This is a genomic window from Herbaspirillum sp. LeCh32-8 (assembly GCF_017814915.1).
Classification (GTDB): Bacteria; Pseudomonadota; Gammaproteobacteria; order Burkholderiales; family Burkholderiaceae_D; genus Herbaspirillum.
On sequence record NZ_JAGIPZ010000012.1, the window covers coordinates 1 to 13,073 of the forward strand.

General features: G+C 63.6%; 14 protein-coding genes. 6 read left to right on the forward strand and 8 right to left on the reverse strand.

Features of this window, described 5'->3' with window-relative positions; all coding sequences use genetic code 11:
• Nucleotides 1-117: 117 nt before the first annotated feature.
• Together J8I26_RS18490 and J8I26_RS18495 are read right to left on the reverse strand one after the other, a co-directional pair.
• The gene (locus J8I26_RS18490; RefSeq protein ID WP_209608579.1) at nt 118-465 is read right to left on the reverse strand and encodes a hypothetical protein; all 348 of its coding nucleotides are present in this window, start codon (nt 463-465) and stop codon (nt 118-120) included.
• A 182-nt stretch (nt 466-647) separates the two neighbouring features.
• Complete coding sequence (locus tag J8I26_RS18495; RefSeq protein WP_209608580.1) at nt 648-1,493, reverse strand: ferritin-like domain-containing protein; 846 nt, start codon at nt 1,491-1,493, stop codon at nt 648-650.
• 131 nt (nt 1,494-1,624) lie between these two features.
• Here J8I26_RS18495 and J8I26_RS18500 point away from each other — a divergent pair, with 131 nt between their 5' ends.
• Both J8I26_RS18500 and hslO read left to right on the forward strand, forming a co-directional pair.
• Complete coding sequence (locus J8I26_RS18500) at nt 1,625-2,149, forward strand: gamma carbonic anhydrase family protein (protein WP_198981054.1); 525 nt, start codon at nt 1,625-1,627, stop codon at nt 2,147-2,149.
• A gap of 21 nt (nt 2,150-2,170) precedes the next feature.
• Entirely contained in the window at nt 2,171-3,103 is a 933-nt protein-coding gene (gene hslO / locus J8I26_RS18505) for an Hsp33 family molecular chaperone HslO (RefSeq protein WP_209608581.1), read from the forward strand.
• 168 nt (nt 3,104-3,271) lie between these two features.
• On the opposite strand, the gene J8I26_RS18510 is transcribed toward hslO, so the two are convergent.
• Both J8I26_RS18510 and J8I26_RS18515 read right to left on the reverse strand, forming a co-directional pair.
• Nucleotides 3,272-3,988 carry a pseudouridine synthase gene (locus tag J8I26_RS18510; RefSeq protein WP_209608582.1) on the reverse strand — a complete coding sequence of 239 codons (717 nt, stop codon included), beginning with the start codon at nt 3,986-3,988 and terminating at the stop codon, nt 3,272-3,274.
• Nucleotides 3,981-4,808 carry an RNA methyltransferase gene (locus J8I26_RS18515; protein ID WP_209608583.1) on the reverse strand — a complete coding sequence of 276 codons (828 nt, stop codon included), beginning with the start codon at nt 4,806-4,808 and terminating at the stop codon, nt 3,981-3,983. Before J8I26_RS18515 ends, J8I26_RS18510 begins: the two co-directional genes overlap by 8 nt.
• Nucleotides 4,809-5,084: 276 nt before the next feature.
• On the opposite strand from J8I26_RS18515, the gene J8I26_RS18520 reads away from it, so the two are divergent.
• The 4 genes from J8I26_RS18520 (at nt 5,085) to J8I26_RS18535 (ending at nt 8,859) form a co-directional block, all read left to right on the forward strand.
• Nucleotides 5,085-5,882 carry an inositol monophosphatase family protein gene (locus tag J8I26_RS18520; RefSeq protein WP_209608584.1) on the forward strand — a complete coding sequence of 266 codons (798 nt, stop codon included), beginning with the start codon at nt 5,085-5,087 and terminating at the stop codon, nt 5,880-5,882.
• Between the two features lie 139 nt (nt 5,883-6,021).
• Nucleotides 6,022-6,549, forward strand: coding sequence for a VOC family protein (locus J8I26_RS18525; RefSeq protein ID WP_209608585.1), 528 nt, complete (start codon nt 6,022-6,024; stop codon nt 6,547-6,549).
• Nucleotides 6,550-6,771: 222 nt separating this feature from the next.
• Nucleotides 6,772-8,328, forward strand: coding sequence for a DEAD/DEAH box helicase (locus J8I26_RS18530; RefSeq protein WP_209608586.1), 1,557 nt, complete (start codon nt 6,772-6,774; stop codon nt 8,326-8,328).
• Nucleotides 8,329-8,373: 45 nt separating this feature from the next.
• Nucleotides 8,374-8,859 carry a GNAT family N-acetyltransferase gene (locus J8I26_RS18535; protein WP_209608587.1) on the forward strand — a complete coding sequence of 162 codons (486 nt, stop codon included), beginning with the start codon at nt 8,374-8,376 and terminating at the stop codon, nt 8,857-8,859.
• 246 nt (nt 8,860-9,105) lie between these two features.
• Here the strand turns inward: J8I26_RS18535 and J8I26_RS18540 are convergent, their stop codons facing one another.
• The 4 genes from J8I26_RS18540 to J8I26_RS18555 form a co-directional block, all read right to left on the reverse strand.
• Complete coding sequence (locus tag J8I26_RS18540) at nt 9,106-10,239, reverse strand: ABC transporter ATP-binding protein (RefSeq protein ID WP_209608588.1); 1,134 nt, start codon at nt 10,237-10,239, stop codon at nt 9,106-9,108.
• Nucleotides 10,236-10,886, reverse strand: coding sequence for an ABC transporter permease (locus J8I26_RS18545; protein WP_209608589.1), 651 nt, complete (start codon nt 10,884-10,886; stop codon nt 10,236-10,238). Before J8I26_RS18545 ends, J8I26_RS18540 begins: the two co-directional genes overlap by 4 nt.
• A gap of 13 nt (nt 10,887-10,899) precedes the next feature.
• On the reverse strand, nt 10,900-11,790 hold the full coding sequence (locus J8I26_RS18550; RefSeq protein WP_209608590.1) for a glycine betaine ABC transporter substrate-binding protein: 891 nt from the start codon (nt 11,788-11,790) through the stop codon (nt 10,900-10,902).
• 102 nt (nt 11,791-11,892) lie between these two features.
• Nucleotides 11,893-12,606: an ABC transporter permease gene (locus tag J8I26_RS18555; RefSeq protein WP_209608591.1), complete on the reverse strand. Its 714-nt coding sequence runs from the start codon at nt 12,604-12,606 to the stop codon at nt 11,893-11,895.
• Nucleotides 12,607-13,073: the final 467 nt, after the last annotated feature.

Sequence of the window (13,073 nt, forward strand, 5' to 3'; positions counted from 1 at the left end):
GAGTCCTGTGCAATACAGGACTCAGTCCTTAGCGCCTTAACCGGCTAATGACCGTCCAACTTTATGGGGTCAGTTCAGAGGGGAGGCTTTTTTGCAGATGATGCGCTGCCGAAGAACTTACTTTTTGGAGGCGTCCTGAATCTGCTGACCGGCTTCCTGCACTTTCTCGCCCGCCTTCTGAGTCAGCTCCTTGGCGCCTTCCTTGGTCTTTTCGTAGGCTTCCTTGGCGTCGGCCTTGGCCTTGTCCATCGCCTCGCCCAGCTTGCTGCCGGTGTCAGAGCTCTGCTCCTTGGCCTTGCCGGTGGCGGCTTCGATCTGCTTGCCGGCTTCCTGCACGGCGCCGTCGATCTGCTTGCCCAGCGCTTCCGCCGGGCCCGGCTCTTCCTTCTTCTGGCACGCGGCCAGCAGCGCCGCTGCGGCGCCTGCCATTACCAGGCCGGCCAGCAGTTTGGACATCTTGTTCATGTTGTCATCCTTTCCTGAAAAGCGATCCCCGGTGGATCGAAAACCCGGCGACGATAGCACAGCAGTCGCACAATCCGGCCAGGCAAGAAAAAGCGTTACAAAAATCGCCGCGAGCCCAGCGAGGCCTCGGGATCATGCGAGGACGGCAGCGAATGAAAAAGGCGATTCGAGGAAAGCATGGCCTAGCCGGCAACATCCTTGAACATCAGCAATTCTTCATCCGAGAAACCGGCCGCGCGGCGCGCCTCCAGGTTGAACGGCCCGCGCAGCGGCGGCGCCTTGTAACGCACGCACAGCTCGGCAAAGGTCGAAATGGGATCGAGGCCGCGCTGCTCGCACAGCCAGTTGAACCAGCGGTTGCCGATCAGCACGTGGCCGACTTCGTCACGCATGATGATGTCGAGGATTTCAGCAGCGGCGATGTCGCCGGCCTGGGCCAGTTTGGCGCGCACCGGCGGCGCCGCGTCCAGCCCGCGCGCCTCCAGCGTGCGCGGCACCAGCGCGATGCGGCCCAGCACGTCGGCGCCGGTCTTCTCGGCCATTTCCCACAGGCTGTTGTGGGCGGTGAAATCGCCGTAGGCATAGCCCAGGTGTTGCAGATGGTCAGCCAGCAGCGAGAAGTGGTAAGCCTCCTCGGCCGCGACCTGCAGCCAGTCGGCGTAAAAGTCGCGCGGCATGCCGGGGAAGCGCCACACGGCGTCCAGCGCCAGGTTGATGGCGTTGAATTCGATATGCGCCAGCGCATGGATCAGCGCCGCCCGCCCCTCGGGCGTAGCCATCGAGCGCAGCTTCACCTGCAGCGGCGACACCAGCTCCGGCCTGGCCGGACGGCCGGGAATGCCGGCGGCCGGCACCCCGGCTGCGATATCCGCCTCCTCCAGCGCCAGCTCCCCGGCATGCCAGGCGCGGTGCAAGGCCTTGACCATGGCGCACTTGGCCGGCGGCGCAGTTTCTTTCAGGCAAGCCAGCGCGCCTGCGCGCAGGCCGGCAAATGAAAACTCTTCAACTGGGGAGGGGACGTGATCCAAGGATGCTTCTTTCAAGGGACGGTAAAATATGCGGTTGATGACGCCGGCTTTGCCACCATATACAAGGGCAAGCGGCAAAGGCGGATTGCCAACAGGCAGGAACAAAGGCTGAACAAGGAGACAATTTTATTATGGCCATCTACCAATTGGAGCAGGACATCCCCGAAATCCATGACACCGCGTTCGTGGCCGAATCGTCGACCGTGGTCGGCAAGGTGAAGATGGAGGCACATTCCAGCGTCTGGTTCAACGTTGCCATCCGCGGCGACAATGAGCTCATCACCATCGGCGAGAACAGCAACGTGCAGGAAGGGGCCGTGTTGCACACCGACATCGGCTACCCGATGGTCATCGGCAAGAACGTCACCGTGGGCCACCAGGCGATGCTGCACGGCTGCACCATCGGCGAGGGCGCGCTGATCGGCATTCAGGCGGTGGTGCTCAACGGCGCCAGGATCGGCAAGAACTGCCTGGTCGGCGCCGGCGCGCTGGTGACCGAAGGCAAGGAGTTCCCCGACAATTCGCTGATCATCGGCGCCCCCGCCAAGGCGGTGCGCCAACTGAGTGAAGAAGATATCGCGCGCATGCACGCCGGCACCGACAGCTACGTGCAGCGCGCGCAACAGTTCAAGGCCAAGCTCAAGCGCATTGCCTGAGCCGCCAAGCAAAAGGAAACAATGAAAGACACGCTGCAAAAATTCCTGGTCGACACTGCTCCCGTACGCGGCGAGCTGGTCGAAATCTCCGACACCTGGCAACAGGTGCAGGCGCGCCGCGACTATCCGGTCGCGGTCAAGACGCTGCTGGGCGAAATGCTGGCGGCATCCGCCCTGCTGTCGGCCAACCTGAAGTTCGACGGCATGATCGTCATGCAGATCCACGGCGACGGCCCGGTCAAGCTGCTGGTGGTGGAGTGCGACTCCGAGCTCCAGCTGCGCGCCACGGCCAAGCTGGCCGACGATGTGGTGATTGCCGACGATGCCACGCTGACCGAGCTGATCAACGCCCACGGCCACGGCCGCTTCGTGATCACGCTCGACCCCAAGGAAAAGCTGCCGGGCCAGCAACCCTATCAGGGCATCGTGCCGCTGGACGGCGACAGCGTGGCCACCGTGATCGAGAACTATATGCTGCGCTCCGAGCAGCTCGACACCAAGCTGTGGCTGGCGGCTGACGACAAGGTTTCGCGCGGCCTGCTGCTGCAGAAATTGCCCGGCGAAGGCGGCATCAACGCCCCCACGGCCAAGGCCGAAGGCAGCGACGAGGACACCTGGAATCACTTCGTCATGCTGGGCAACACCCTGCGCCGCGAAGAGCTGCTGTCCACCGACATCGCCACCCTGATGCACCGCCTGTTCTGGGAAGAGACCGTCCGCGTGTTCGACCCGGCGCATCCCAGCTTCCATTGCTCGTGCTCGCGCGAGAAGGTCGGCAACATGCTGAAGATGCTGGGCCGCGAAGAAGTGGAGGACGCGCTCACGCAGATGGACAAGCTGGGCATCAACTGCGATTTCTGCGGCCAGCACTACGAGTTCGACGCCGTGGACTGCGCCCAGCTGTTCGCCGGCGATGTGGCCAGCAGCACCGAGGCCGGCGACGTACGTCACTGAGCATTTCGCTGCCGCAAAAGAAAAACGCCATCGTAAATACGATGGCGTTTTTTATTGCCGGCGAGGTATAGCGAACGACGCTGGGTCCCGGCCTGCGCCGTTATGCGGAGACCGAATCAACCGCATGACAGCAAACCGGGGCAAACCGCGAAAGCCCGAAGACCGTCATCAGTCCGGCACCAGCAACGCCATCTGCTGCGCATCGAGGTAGATCCACTCCCCCTCTTCCAGCTCCAGCGTTTCCAGCTTCAGCCCGCCGATGGCGGTGCGGCTCAAGGCGCTGCAATGGTTGCCGGCGGCGGCCAGCATGCGCTTGACCTGGTGGTACTTGCCCTGCTCCAGCACGATCTCCAGCAGGTTCTCGCCCAGCTTGCGGCAGCGCGTGGCGGCCAGCGGCGCCGGTTCGTCGTGCAGCTGCACGCCGGCCAGCAGCTGCGCCACCAGCGCGTCGGTCACCGGCTCGGCGGTGGTGGCCGCGTAGACCTTGGGCACGTGACGCTTGGGCGAGGACTGGGCGTGGATGAAGGCGCCGTCGTCCGACATCAGCAGCAGGCCGGTGGTGTCGTGGTCGAGCCGGCCTACCGGCTGCACGTCGCGCCAGGTGAACTGTTCCGGCAGGATGGTCAGCACGCCGGGATGGTGGCTGGGCTTGCGCGAGCACTCGATGTTGGGCGGCTTGTTGATGGCGATGTAGACGTGCTCGCGGTACTCCCATTCTTCCTCGAAGATGGTCAGCACCAGGCCGTTGGTGTCGGGCGTGGCGCGGTAGTCGTCGACCACCTCGCCATTGATCGCCACTTCGCCGTCGTCGATCAGTTCGCGGCAGTATTTGCGGGAGCCGAAACCCTGCGATTGCAGGATGCGGTCCAGGGTCAGCTTAGCCATGCTCCGGGCCTCCTTCTTCGTTCTTGCGGGCCTTCGCTTGCTTGGGCTCCAGGATCTGGCGGGCGATGCCGCGCAGGATGTTGACCTCCTCGGTCTCGAGCTGGGCGCGCGCGAACATGCGCTTCAAGCGCGGCATCAGCTTCTTGGGGTTGTCCGGATTGAGAAAATCGATGGCGACCAGGGCCTCTTCCAGATGCGCGAACATGCCCTCGATCTCGGCCACGCCGGCGCTGCTGCCCTGAAAGCCGACCTCGCCCGGCGCGCGCGCATCGCCGCTGGTCTGCATCGGGCCGCCGCGCAGCTCCAGCTCGGTCATGCGGCATTCATAGGCCAGTACCTGCACCGCCTGCGCCAAGTTCAGCGAGGAGTAATCGGGATTGGCCGGGATGTTGATCAAGGCCTGGCATTTCTGCACCACCTCGTTGGGCAGGCCGAAACGTTCGTTGCCGAACAGCAGCGCGGCGTTCAAGCCCTGGTCCTGCGACAGCTGGCCGGCCAGTGCGCGCGGCGCCACCACCGGCGGCGAGAATTCGCGCAAACGGGCGCTGACGGCGGCGGCGTAGTTGCAACCTTGCAACGCTTCTTCGACGCTGTCGACCACGCGTGCGTTTTGCAACACATCCAGCGCGCCGCTGGCGAAGGCCACCGCCTCGTCCTCCTTCACGGCGTCCGGAAAGCGCGGATTGACCAGCACCAGCTCGGAAAAGCCCATGGTCTTGATGGCCCGCGCGGCCGAGCCGATATTGCCCGGACTGCTGGTATTGACCAGCACAAAGCGCAGGCGGCTAAAAAGAGAGTGTTCGGATTCTTGCTTGTTCATTTAAAATAGCGGGATTCGCGCCCGGAAGACCGATGTTGGCAGACCGCCAACCCGCCCTTTCCCGGCAAGCCCGCAAGCATACAGCCTGCGGAGTGCGCATCGCTCATTAATTTCATTGTCGCAATGTCGTTTTACTGCTGTGCTTTCTTTCGCACGCATGGGTTGGCCGTGGCTTCACGACAACGCATTCGCGAAAGGGAGACGGGGTCGACGGTTAGCAACGGTTAGCAAACGCGACGACCTGATCGTCGTCGCAATTTTAACGGAACCATCGGAATGATCATCCCACCCATGCTCAATACGGCGATCAAGGCAGCCCGCCGCGCCGCAACCATCATCAACCGCGCGTCGTTCGACGTGTCGCTGCTGAAGGTCTCCAAGAAGTCCCACAACGATTTCGTCACCGAAGTCGACAAGGCAGCAGAAGACGCCATCATCGACGTGCTCAAGACCGCCTATCCCGACCACGCCATCCTGGCTGAAGAGTCCGGCGCGTCCGACAACCTGCACGATGAAAACGAAAACGTCTGGATCATCGATCCGCTGGACGGCACCACCAACTTCATCCACGGCTTCCCGCAATACTGCGTCTCCATCGCGCTGCAACAGCGCGGCATCATCACGCAGGCGGTGGTCTACGACCCCACCCGCAACGACCTCTTCACCGCCTCCAAGGGCGCCGGCGCCTACCTGAACGAAAAGCGCATCCGCGTGGGCAAGCGCGACAAGATCGCCGACGCCCTGCTGGGTACCGGCTTCCCGTTCCGCGACCTGGACGGCCTGAACGAATACGTCAAGATGTTCAAGGTCATGACCGAGCACAGCGCCGGCCTGCGCCGCCCGGGCGCCGCCGCGCTGGACCTGGCCTACGTCGCCGCCGGCCGCCTGGACGGCTTCTTCGAGAAGGGCCTGAAGCCCTGGGACATCGCCGCAGGCTCGCTGCTGGTGACCGAAGCCGGCGGTATCGTGGGCACCTTCAAGGGCGACTCCGATTACCTCTACAAGGGCGACGTCATCGCCGGCAGCCCGAAGATCTTCGCGCAACAGGTCAACCTGCTGTCCGAATTCGCCTGATGATGCGCGGGCCCGGTCACCGGGTTCGCTGCATCGCGTTCGCTTAATCGGCCGAATTTGCCTAAACTGCTCTCCTGATCATTCGCCGGCAGGCTCCTCCATGTATAGTGAGGCCACCGGCGATGACCGAGGAGACAACATGTCCAGCCCCACCAGCCAGACCGCCCCGCACTCTTCCGACGCGTCCTGCGTCCTGCCCCCGGGCTATCACAGCGTTACCCCTTATCTGATCGTCAACGGCACCGCCGCCGCCATGGACTTCTATCGTCGCGCCTTCGGCGCGGCCGAGATCATGCGTCTGGACGGCCCGCACGGCAAGATCTGGCACGCCGAAATCCAGATCGGCAACGCCCGCGTGATGCTGGCCGATGAATATCCCGAGCTCGGCTTCGTCAGCCCGCAGACGCTGGGCGGCGCCGGCGTCAGCCTGCTGGTCTACGTGGCCGACGTCGACGCCGTGTTCGCCCAGGCCATCGAGGCCGGCGCGGTGCAGCTGCGCGCGGTGCAGAACCAGTTCTACGGCGACCGCTCCGGCACCCTGCGCGACCCGTACGGCCATGTCTGGTCGATCGCCACCCACATCGAAGACCTCAGCACCGAAGAAATCTGCGCGCGCTCGCGCGAGCTGCTGGCGCGGCGTTGCAAGAAAGCCGCCGACCTGTCCTGAACGGCGACGCAAGACACTCCTTTCCCGATGCCAGCGCCGGCCGCCAGCGCGCGCCACGGCCGAGCCGGGAAAATAATTTCCAATCCGGCCCCGGACGACTGTTATACTGCGGCCAGCGCGGCACACCACCAGTCAAGTCCGCCGCCCTCTTCAAGTTTCAACCCCGTCTGCCTGCGACTGGCGCCCACTGCGGCGACAGGCCGAACCCATTTTCAGAGTCTCATGTCATTTTCCGCGCTCGGCTTGTCCGACGAAATCGTTCGTGCTGTTTCCGAACAAGGCTATACCTCGCCCACTCCGATTCAATCCCAGGCCGTTCCTGCCGTGCTTACCGGCGGCGACCTGTTGGCCGGCGCCCAGACCGGCACCGGCAAGACCGCCGGCTTCACGCTGCCGGTGCTGCAACGCCTGTCGGCCATGCCGCGCAACAAGGTCAACGGCCAGATCCCGATCCGCGCGCTGATCCTCGCCCCCACCCGCGAACTGGCGGCCCAGGTTGAAGAAAGCGTGCGCCAGTACGGCAAGTACCTGCCGCTGACCTCAGCCTGCATCTTCGGCGGCGTCGGCATCAACCCGCAAATCGCGCTGTTGAAGCGCGGCGTGGACATCCTGGTCGCCACACCGGGCCGCCTGCTGGACCACATGCAGCAAGGCACGGTCAACCTGCAGAACATTCAGATCCTGGTGCTGGACGAAGCCGACCGCATGCTGGACATGGGCTTCATCCGCGACATCCGCAAGGTGTTGGCAGCCCTGCCGCCCAAGCGCCAGAACCTGCTGTTCTCGGCCACCTTCGCCGACGAGATCAAGAAGCTGGCCGACAGCCTGCTGAACAACCCGGCCCTGATCGAAGTGGCGCGCCGCAACTCCACCGTGGAAGTGATCGCGCAGAAGCTGCACCCGGTCGACCGTGACAAGAAGCATCCGATGCTGGCGCACCTGATCAAGACCCACCAGTGGAAGCAGGTGCTGGTGTTTACCCGCACCAAGCACGGCGCCAACAAGCTGGTCGAACAGCTGGCGCGCGACGGCATCACCTCCATGGCGATCCACGGCAACAAGAGCCAGTCGGCGCGCACCAAGGCGCTGGCCGAGTTCAAGGACGGCAAGCTGACCGCCCTGATCGCCACCGACATCGCCGCGCGCGGCATCGACATCGACCAGCTGCCGCACGTGGTCAACTATGACCTGCCCAACGTGCCGGAAGACTACGTGCACCGCATCGGCCGCACCGGCCGCGCCGGTGCCACCGGCGAAGCGGTATCGCTGGTGTGCATCGACGAGCGCGACATGCTGTACGACATCGAGCGCTTCATCAAACGCGAGATCCCGGTGGAAGTGATCCCCGGCTTCGAACCCGACCCCACCGCAAAGCCGCAGCCGATCCAGCTGCGCAGCGGCCAGGGTCGCCACCAGAACGGCGGTCGCGGCGGCCAGCGCAACGCATCGCGCGGCGGCAACGGCGGCCAGGCGTCCAAGCCCGCGCAGGGCCAGGCCAAACCCGCCCAGGGCGGCCAGGCGCGCAACGCCGGCAACAACGGCGGCGCACGCCAGGGCGGCAACGGTAACGGCAATGGCCAGCAACAAGCCAAGCCCCGCGCTCCCGGCAACGGCGGTCCGAACGGCGGCAACCCGCAGCGCAAGCCTTCGCGTCCGCAAGGCGCGCATGCCGGCGCAGGCAATGGCGGCGGTGGTCAACAGCGCGGCCATGGCCAGCAGCAGCAACGCCAGGGCGGCCCCAAGCCGTCGGCGCTGACGCACAGCGGTCCGCGCAAGTAATCCGCACAGCGCAGTCCTTATCCACCGACAAGAAGAAAGGAAGACATGGGTATTGAAATCATCAAGGCTGACCTCGGCAATGCGGCGCACGCCGAGGCACTGTTCGAGACGCTCAATACCTATGCTTCCGATGCCATGGGAGGCGGCAAGGCACTGCCGCAGTTCGTGCGCGAGAACCTCGCAGCCGAACTGCGGAAGCGCCCCACCGCCCATGTCTTCCTCGCCTTCGATGGCGCAGCGCCGGCCGGTCTTGCGACCTGCATCGAGGGCTTTTCGACCTTCGCCTGCAAGCCGCTGCTCAACATCCACGACCTGGCCGTGATGCCGGCATATCGCGGCCAGGGCATCGCCCGCCGCCTGCTGGCGCGGGTCGAGGAAGAAGCCCGCGCGCTGGGCTGCTGCAAGATCACGCTGGAAGTCCTGGAAGGCAATACCGTGGCGAGCGCGCTGTATCGCTCCTGCGGCTTCGACGGCTATGAACTCAAGCCCGAGACCGGCAAGGCGATGTTCATGCATAAGGTATTTGCCTGAGGCATTGCGCTGCGACTAGGCTGCTGCAGAATAAAAAACGCCCGCATCATCGATGCGGGCGTTTTTCTTTTGCGGACCGGAGCTCCTGACGGCTAACGACGCTGGGTCCCGGCCTGCGCCGGGACGACACGGAGGAGAGAACTGGAACCTTCGGCTGTGCGAGGCCATCCCCAGCCTGTCATCCCGGCGCAAGCCGGGACCCAGTGTCGTTGCACGGCCGTGGTGACACACGCCACGCCAGCAGTATCAAGCCGCCAACGCCATCCCGCGCGACTTGCCCGAGCTGAGGTAACTGGCGATGGAGTCCTGCGTGACCTCGCCGACGTAGCTGCCGTCATTGTCGATCACCGGCATCCAGCTGGTGCTGTGCTTGTACATCTTGGACAGCACCACGCGCAGGTTCTCGTCTGGCGCGGCGTTCATGGTGAACGGGCGCACCTTGTCTTCGGCCACGCCCGCGTTGCCGCGCACGTCGCGGCGGGTCAGGTAGCCCACAGCCCGATTGTCGGCGTCGGTGATGGTCAGGTAGCGCGCATCCTGGTCATCCATCAGCGCCAGCGCCTGGTCGCAGGAGACGTCCGGACGCGCGGTGGCCGGGGTGGTCGCGGCTTCGCCGGCACGCACCAGCAGCAGGCGCTTCAGGGTGCTGTCCTGGCCGACGAAGGCGCCCACGAATTCGTCCTTGGGACGCGCCAGCAAGGTGTCCGGATTGTCGAACTGCACCAGCTTGCCGGCACGGAACACGGCCACCTTGTCGCCCAGCTTGATGGCTTCGTCGATGTCGTGGCTGACCATGATGACGGTCTTGTTCAGCTGGCGTTGCATCTGGAAGAACTCGTTCTGGATCGATTCGCGGTTGATCGGGTCGACCGCGCCGAAAGGCTCGTCCATCAGCAGCACCGGTGCGTCCGCCGCCAGTGCGCGGATTACGCCGATACGCTGTTGCTGGCCGCCGGACAACTCGCGCGGATAGCGCTTGAGGAATTTCTTCGGGTCCAGCGCGACCATCGCCATCAGCTCGGTAGCGCGCTCGTGGCAACGCTTCTTGTCCCAGCCCAGCAGGCGCGGAACGATGGTGATGTTTTCCTCGATGGTCATGTTGGGGAACAGGCCGATCTGCTGGATCACGTAGCCGATATGGCGGCGCAGCTCGACCTCGTCGATGCCGGAAGTATCCTTGCCGTCCAGCAGCACGCGGCCGGAGGTCGGGCGGATCAGGCGGTTGATCATCTTCAGCGTGGTGGTCTTGCCGCAACCCGAGGGGCCGAGGAAGACGCAGATCTCGCCTTCAGCCACCTTCAGGCTGACGGAATCCACCGCCTTGACCTGGGTGCCGTCCTTTTGAGTGTAGGTCTTGCTCAGTTGGTCCAGTTCGATCATTTTTGTACTCCTTTCGGTGTCAGGATTTTCTGCAGTCGCTGCAGCAGGGTGTCGGCGATGATCGCGAGCACGCTGATCAATACCGCGCCGACCACGAGTTTTTGCATATTGCTTTGGCTGATGGCATGCAGGATCAGCACGCCCAGGCCGCCGGCGCCGATCACGGCGGCGATCGCCATCACGCCGATGTTCATCACCACGGCGGTGCGCACGCCGCCCAGGATCACCGGCACCGCCAGCGGCAGGTCGACCATGCGCAGTCGTTGCCAGAAGGTCATGCCGATACCGATGCCCGCCTCCTTGACGCCGGCCTCGATGTTGTCCAGCGCCAGGTAGGTGTTGCGCATGATGGGCAAGAGCGAATAGAGGAACACTGCGGTGATCGCCGGCAAGGGGCCGATGCCGGCGCCGAACTTGGAGAACATCGGGATCATCAGGCCGAACAGCGCGATGGACGGCACCGTCAGCACCACGGTGGCCAGTCCCATCAGCGGGCCGGCCAACCAGCGCACGCGCACCACCAGGATGCCCAGCGGTACGCCGATGATGATCGCCAGGCTGACCGCGATGCCCACCAGCTTCAGGTGCTGCAGCGTCAGCTCGAGGATGTTCTGCCAGTCGGATTGGAGGTAGTCGAAGATATTCATGTCCCTGCCCTCCTCACATCAAGCCTTGTTGTTTCAGGAAATCCTCGGCCACCTTGCTGACCGGCTCCTGGTCGATGTCCACGCGCTTGTTCATCTCGGTCATCTTCTCGGTGTCGATCTTCGCGGCCAGCGCGTTGAGCTGCTCGGCCAGCTTGGGGTTCTTGTCGAGGATTTCCTTGCGCACCACCGGCGTGGCCTTGTAGGGCGGGAAGAAATTCTTGTCATCTTCCAGCAGCTTCAGGTTGAAGCCCTTGATGCGGCCGTCCGACGCGTAGGTCAGGCCGACGAAGAGCTGGTCGTTCTTCAGCGCGGTGTAGACCAGGCCGGGGTCCATCTGCTTGATCTCGCTGCGCTTCATGCTGAAGTCATACAGCGCCTGCATCGGGCCCAGGCCGTCGGGACGCGAGGCGAACTCGTAGTCCACACCCATCAGGTGGGCCTTGTCCTCGTCCTTGTATCGCGCGGCCAGGTCGCTCAGGGTATGGATGCCATATTCCTCGGCGGTCTTCTCCGGCATGGCGAAGGCATAGGTGTTGTTGAGCGCGGATTCATTGAGCCACACCAGGTTCTTGGGCGCGTCGAGTTCTTTGACCTTGGCGTAGATCTGCTCCGGCGGCAGTTTTTCTTCCACGTGGTGGTACACGATCAGCGCGGTGCCGGTGTACTCCCAGACCATGTCGAGCTGGCCGCTTTCCAGCGCCGAGCGCATCAGCGTGGTGCCCAGCCCGTTCTTGAGATCGACCTCATAGCCCTTGGCGCGCAGGTATTGCGCGGTCAGGTCCGACAGCAGCAACTGCTCGGTGAAGTTCTTGCCGCCCACGACGATCTGCTGGGCTTGCGCCGACACGCCGGCGAACAAGCCCGCAGCCAGCGCCAGGGCATATGCGAAATATCTTGGTTTCATGATGATTCCTCTCTGCCGCTTGGCCGCATCGTGTGCGGCCCGCAGCCATTCTTTTTGATGAAAAGGAGGGATGGGCGGCGCCGTTGCCGCCCGCGCATGCCCTCAGGCGCGCAATCCGCGGCGGGCCAGGTAGATGCCCGAGAGCGTCGTCACCAGCGCATCCAGCACCAGCGCCAGCAGCGCCGTGGCGGCCGCGCCCAGCAGCAGCTGGCCGTGGTTGTTCAGGTAGATGCCGGGGAAGATCAGGCCGCCCAGGCTCTCGCCGCCGATCAGCATCGACAGCGGCGCGGTGCCGACGTTAATCGCCAGCGCGGTGCGCACGCCGCCGCCGATGATGGGCAGCGCATTGGGCAGTTCAACCTTGAACAGGATCTGGTGCGGCTTCATGCCGATGCCGCGCGCCGCTTCCTTCATGGAGGCCGGCACGTTCTTCAGGCCTTCGTAGGTATTGCGCACGATGGGCAGCAGCGAAGCCAGCCACAGCGCCAGGATGGTCGGCCAGTTGCCGATGCCGAAGAAGGCCAGCGCCAGTGCCAGCACCGCGATCGACGGAATGGTGTTGCCGATGTTGAAGAACTGGATGAAGGTCTCGGCGGTGCGCTGGGCCGAGGGCCGCGAGAGCGCAATGCCGGCCGGGATGCCGGCGGCCAGCGCCAGCGCCATCGAACAGAACACCAGTTCGAGATGCTTGCCGGTGTAGTACACCAGGTCGTCCCTGTATTGCCGGATGACGTCGGGACCGATCCACCAGACCAATCCCGCGATGACCAGCGCGAAACCTAACGCGCCGGCGAAGACGTGACGAACACGTGTCATGTTACCCCCTGTTGGTATAGCCGGCACGACATGACGCCGCGACGACGGGTTATTGAATTGAGTTGTAATTGGTTCGCTTGCCCTTCGAGGGCGAATCATTTGGATGCGAACCGAAAGCTGCCGGGCAGCGATGAAACCGAAGAAAGCTTCGGCAATGGTGCATACCGGACAGGGATGGGATGTCGTGGAGACGATCGCGCTGCCAGCCGGAAATTTTGGACAACCCGCTAACGGGTCTGGAACTGCTGAGAGTCGTTGTTGAACAAGTTATGTCGCGAAGACAAACGATAGTTTAACGCAATCGCTTAAGACAGTCCAGCAATGTTAAAAAATGAATCCATAACCTGCAGATCTTAAGACCGAGTTTTAGTTCCAAAAAACAATGAAAATGATACAAAACAATCAACAAATTACCATTTCAGATCCGCCGCAATCCCTTGCTCAGCAAGGCATTTCCCAAACGTGTC